This window comes from Micrococcus sp. LASM2_SD2 (assembly GCF_057364565.1).
Window position 1 is genome coordinate 1 of the sequence record NZ_JBNFOB010000224.1, and the last position, 3,730, is coordinate 3,730.

The 3,730-nt window shown below is 74.0% G+C and carries 3 protein-coding genes and 3 pseudogenes; 2 read left to right on the forward strand and 4 right to left on the reverse strand.

Going from position 1 to position 3,730, the window contains the following annotated elements; genetic code table 11:
• Both AC2W7A_RS10340 and AC2W7A_RS10345 read left to right on the forward strand, forming a co-directional pair.
• Nucleotides 1-186, forward strand: a pseudogene (locus tag AC2W7A_RS10340) (tRNA (adenosine(37)-N6)-threonylcarbamoyltransferase complex transferase subunit TsaD); the annotation flags it as partial.
• A gap of 50 nt (nucleotides 187-236) precedes the next feature.
• Nucleotides 237-767 carry a hypothetical protein gene (locus AC2W7A_RS10345; RefSeq protein ID WP_485991281.1) on the forward strand — a complete coding sequence of 177 codons (531 nt, stop codon included), beginning with the start codon at nucleotides 237-239 and terminating at the stop codon, nucleotides 765-767.
• A gap of 8 nt (nucleotides 768-775) precedes the next feature.
• Here the strand turns inward: AC2W7A_RS10345 and AC2W7A_RS10350 are convergent, their stop codons facing one another.
• The 4 genes and pseudogenes from AC2W7A_RS10350 to AC2W7A_RS10365 form a co-directional block, all read right to left on the reverse strand.
• Nucleotides 776-1,807, reverse strand: a complete 1,032-nt coding sequence (locus AC2W7A_RS10350) for a cation efflux transmembrane domain-containing protein (protein WP_485991282.1) — start codon at nucleotides 1,805-1,807, stop codon at nucleotides 776-778.
• The gene (locus AC2W7A_RS10355) at nucleotides 1,804-2,298 is read right to left on the reverse strand and encodes an ABC transporter substrate-binding protein (protein ID WP_485991283.1); all 495 of its coding nucleotides are present in this window, start codon (nucleotides 2,296-2,298) and stop codon (nucleotides 1,804-1,806) included. The genes AC2W7A_RS10350 and AC2W7A_RS10355 overlap by 4 nt, the downstream gene beginning before the upstream one ends.
• A gap of 5 nt (nucleotides 2,299-2,303) precedes the next feature.
• Nucleotides 2,304-3,337: pseudogene (locus AC2W7A_RS10360) on the reverse strand (NAD-dependent epimerase/dehydratase family protein).
• Nucleotides 3,334-3,730: pseudogene (locus AC2W7A_RS10365) on the reverse strand (glutathione-dependent formaldehyde dehydrogenase); the annotation flags it as partial. The pseudogenes AC2W7A_RS10360 and AC2W7A_RS10365, both read right to left, overlap by 4 nt.

Below are 3,730 nucleotides of genomic sequence, written 5' to 3' on the forward strand. Positions count from 1 at the left end.
CGCCCTGCTCGCCGACCGTGCCGCTCGGCCGGCATCGAGCTGACCGTCCCGCCCGTCAACCTGTGCACCGACAACGGGGCGATGGTCGCCGCGCTCGGCGCACGCCTGGTGCGCGACGGCGTCGCCCCCTCCGACGCGTGGTTCGGCGCGGACCCGGGGCAGCCGGTCGAGGTCGTCAGCGTCTGAGCGCGCCCGGCCTCTTGCCGCGACGCCCGCGCGTTCCGTAGACAGGGCCCATGACCGGCCATGAGCACCCCCGCCCCGAGTCCACCTCCGCCGCCGTGGACGAGCAGATGCTGGAGGACTTCCTCAATCAGCACCTGCTCGGCTCCCGCTCCGGTGTGAAGGCGTTCCGCGCGGCTGAGCAGACCTGGGCCGGCACCCCGCAGGAGGCCGCGCTGCGACGCCTCGGCGACGCCGTCCAGGACGACCAGGACCGCCTCGAGGCGCTCATCGGCGAGCTGGGTCTCCGCACCCCGCTCGTGGACCGGGCCGCCGGCGCGGCGGCCGAGGCCGGCGGACGACTCAACCCCGTGAACGCGCTGCGCACGCGCGGCTCCGGCTGGACGCAGATCGAACTGGACCTGCTGCAGGGCATGCTCCAGGCCAAGTCCGCGATGTGGGAAGTCCTCGAACAGCTCGCGCCGCACCTGCCGGCGGTCGACGCCGCCGAGATGCACGCCCTGCGCCAGAGGGCCGCCGACCAGCAGCGCGAGGTCCAGCGCATCACCTCCGCCACCTTCGAGGGACGGTTCCTGGCCGGCTGAGGCCCGGGCTACTCCTCGCCCGTCTGATGCTCCCCGGACCGTCCGCCGTGCACCTCGGCGGGCAGCTCGTCCACCGGGGCGACGACGACGTCCTGCAGCTTCCAGTCCAGGGCGGCGATCGCGTCCCGCAGCGCGCAGCAGCGGCCCACCGTCACGTCCGCCCCCTCGTGCGGCACCACGAACATCTCGACGTGGAACACGTGGCCCTCGTCCCGGACGCGGGCGCCCGCTTGGCGCACCCACGGCTCCGCCCAGGCGACCCGCTCGGCACGGTCGATGAGCGGGTGCGGCCGGGCGCCGTCGATCGTGGCGGCGCGGCGGTCCGCCAGGTTCGTGACGGCCTCCTTGAGGTTCTTCCAGCCGTCCAGCACGATGCTCACGCCCACGAAGATCGCCGCCGCGGCGTCCGCCCACCACCAGCCCAGGCCGATGCCGGCCACGCCGACGATGGTAGCCACGCCCGTCTGCCAGTCCGCCTTGTTCATGTCCGCGTCCGCGTACAGCACGCGGTCGTGGAGCTGTTCGGCCAGCTTGAGCTTCTTGTGGCCGAGGATCATGGGCCCGGGCACGGACAGGGCCATCACGGCCATCATGAACCAGCCCTGCCACACGGTGTGCCCGAACAGGTCGAACGTGCCGATGGGCGGGTGCTCCGCCGTCAGCAGGCCCAGGAGGGAGTCGCCGACGAGGACCACGCCCATCACGGACAGGGCGACGGCGGCCACGAGGTGCCCCACCCCGACGGACCGGTGAGAGCCATAGGGTCGGGCCCGCGTCGGGGCCATGCGGGCCACGCGCAGGGCGACGAGGAACGCGATCGGCGGGATCAGGGAGAGCAGGTCCTCGATCCACGCGGCACGCATGGCCTGCGAGGAGCCCATCACGACCGCCACGAGGACGATCGTGACCACGATCACCCCCAGCGTCGCCCATTCGAGCCGCATGGCCTGCTGGACCACGCGCTCGATCTCCGGGGGCAGCTCCGTGGCGCCGAAGCGGCGCCCGCTCGGCCCCTTCTCCCGGGTGTCCCGCCGCGTCATCGGGGCTCCTCCGCTGCGCGCTGGTCGAAGTACTCCTCGAGGGCCGTGAGCATCTGATTCTCACCCAGGGGCACGGCCATCACGAGCTTCACCGGCTCGCCGTCCGGACCCTGGGCCTCGGCGTAGTCGCGGGTGATGCTCGCGTGCGACGTCCACGGGGACGCGGAGGTCAGGCCGCCGGCGACCAGGTCCATGTCGCGCTTCTCCAGCGCGGTCATCAGCGCCTCCTCCCCGGCCACGGTCCACTCGACGCGTGCGTCGTGCGCCGCCGCGAAGCCGCGGATCAGGTCGGGCTCGGGGGCCGACGGGCTCGGCGCCCGAGGCGTCCACGTGGGGCGGTGGTGCACGACGCCGGCGCGCAGCACCCCGCCCGTGACGCGGTCCAGGGTGCCGTTCGGGTCGGCCGGGTAGCCGGAGGAGGTGCAGGCGGTGAACCCGAGGGCGGCGCCCCCGAGCAGGCCCGTCAGGGCGGCCCGGCGGGTGATGGTCATCGTCCTCATTCCGTGGGCGAGTGCGAGCGGTGCCCGGCGTTGCCGAGGCCTTCGGCGCCGTCGAGATGGTCGAGCACGAGGCGGACCGCCTCCCGGGCGTCGGTGGTCTCGGACCAGCCGGTCGCGGCGCGCAGGGCCGTGGTGTCCATGATGGGCGCCGCCGCGGCCATATCCACCCACCCCGGGTCGGTGGGCTGCAGCCGTGCCCGGTAGCTCAGCGCCGCGGCCGCGCGGAACAGGCCCACGGGCAGCTCCAGGATGCGGCGGGCCCCGAGGACGGTGCCCATGGTGTGCGCGTCCAGCACGGGTTCGGCTGCCACATTGAAGGCGCCGCCCGCGCGGTGGGCGATCACGCGCCAGTACGCGTCCGCCACGTCCTGGGCCGTGAGCGCCTGGAATCGCAGGCCCCGCGGGAACGGCAGCACCGGGGTACGCAGGCGGGCGACCAGCCGGGCGGGGACGAGGTCGCCCAGGAAGTAGTCCTTGATCTCGGGTCCGGCGGCGGACTGGAAGATCAGCCCGGGGCGCAGCCGGGTCACCAGCAGCTCGGGGTGCTCGGCCTGCACACGGTCGAGGACCGACTCGACCTCGGCCTTCTGTGCGGCGTAGTGCGAGGTCGGGACCCCGGTGGTGGGGTGGGACTCGGCCACGGCGCAGCCCTTCGGCCCGGGCCCGTACGCGCCCACCGAGGACGCGTAGACCAGGTGGGGCACGCCCGCCTCGGCCACGGCCCGGAACACCCGCTCGTTGCCGGCCACGTTGACGGCCCGCAGGTGGTCGCGGTCGCGGTTGGGGCGGATCACCCACACCAGGTCGACGACGGCGTCGGCGCCGGAGACGATCTCGCGGCCAGCCGCCCCGCGGCCGCGGGCTCCGCGACGTCCAGGCGGTGCCACTCGACGCCGTCGTAGGGCGCTCCGGCCCGGTCCGGGCCGCGTCGGCTCACGCCCACGATCGAGCTCACCTCGTCCGCGGCCTGGAGGCGGTGCAGGACAGCGGTGCCGACGTTGCCCGTCGCACCCAGGACGACGATCCTCACGGCTTCAGCACCACCTTGATGCAGCCGTCCTCCTTCTTCTGGAACGTCTCGTAAAGGGCGGGCGCGTCCTCGAGCGGGGCGGTGTGCGTGGCCAGGTCGAGCACGCCGAGGGGGTCGGACGGGTCGTCGAGCAGGGGCAGCAGGTCGTCCACCCAGCGACGGACGTTGCACTGGCCCATCGTCAGGGTGACCTGCTTGTCGAACAGGGTGAGCATCGGCATCGGGTCCTTCATGCCGCCGTAGACCCCGGAGAGCGACACCGTGCCGCCGCGCCGGACCGCGTCGATCGCGGTGTGGAGGGCGCTCAGGCGGTCGACGCCGGCGGTCTTCATGGCCGCCCGGCCGAGCGCGTCGGGCAGCAGGCCCACAGCGGTGTGGGCCGCATGCCCCGCC